Here is a 760-nt window from a genome sequence, read left to right on the forward strand (position 1 = left end):
CTCGACACGCGCAAGACCCTGCCGGGACTGCGCCGCGCCCAGAAGTACGCCACCGCCTGCGGCGGCGCCGTGAACCATCGCCAGGGGCTGTTCGACGCGATCCTGATCAAGGAGAATCACGTCCTCGCCTGCGGCGGCATCACCGCGGCCGTCCAGGCCGCCCGCCATCACCACCCGGACGTCACCGTCGAGGTGGAGACCGAGACCCTCGACGAGGTCGCCGAAGCGCTCGCCGCCGGTGCCGACATCATCATGCTCGACAACTTCCCGCTGGCGGCCATGCGCGAGGCGGTGGCCATGAACGCCGGCCGCGCCCGGCTCGAGGCCTCCGGCAACGTCGAGTGGGAGGGGCTGGCCGGCATCGCGGCGACGGGCGTGGACTACGTCTCCACCGGGGCACTGACCAAGCACGTCCGCGCCGTGGATCTGTCCATGCGCCTGCAACCCGGCACCCCCCAACGTTAACGTAAACACATCCACCGCGACCGACACGGAGGTTCGACATGTCGCGCTACACCCTCGTCCTTGCCGCCCTGCTGCTCCTCGCCCTGCCCACGGCCGCACCGGCCGGGAACGCGAAGGCCCGCTATTCCGCGCCCTATCTCCTCGACGATCCGGACTCCACCGCCGACCGCGGCCGGCGCCTGGAGCCCGGCGAGCCCGTGACCACCGGCCGCCGCGAGGGCCGCTACGTGCACGTACGCACCCGTAACGGCGACAGCGGCTGGGTCCGCAGCAGTCAGCTGCGCTGAGCCCCGCA

At 71.7% G+C, this 760-nt stretch carries 2 protein-coding genes; both read left to right on the forward strand.

Annotated elements, in window-relative coordinates; all coding sequences use genetic code 11:
- Nucleotides 1-465 (forward strand): nicotinate-nucleotide diphosphorylase (locus G7A99_RS22570; RefSeq protein WP_371807660.1); only part of this gene is annotated, 465 nt, incomplete at its 5' end.
- A gap of 38 nt (nucleotides 466-503) precedes the next feature.
- The gene (locus G7A99_RS22575) at nucleotides 504-752 is read left to right on the forward strand and encodes an SH3 domain-containing protein (RefSeq protein ID WP_163144259.1); all 249 of its coding nucleotides are present in this window, start codon (nucleotides 504-506) and stop codon (nucleotides 750-752) included.
- The last annotated feature ends 8 nt before the right edge of the window (nucleotides 753-760 follow it).

This window comes from Arhodomonas sp. KWT (assembly GCF_010993615.1).

Bases quoted from the DNA above. Each gene is read 5' to 3' on its own strand.
- G7A99_RS22575 (WP_163144259.1), top strand. From the start codon at position 504: ATGTCGCGCTACACCCTCGTCCTTGCCGCCCTGCTGCTCCTCGCCCTG.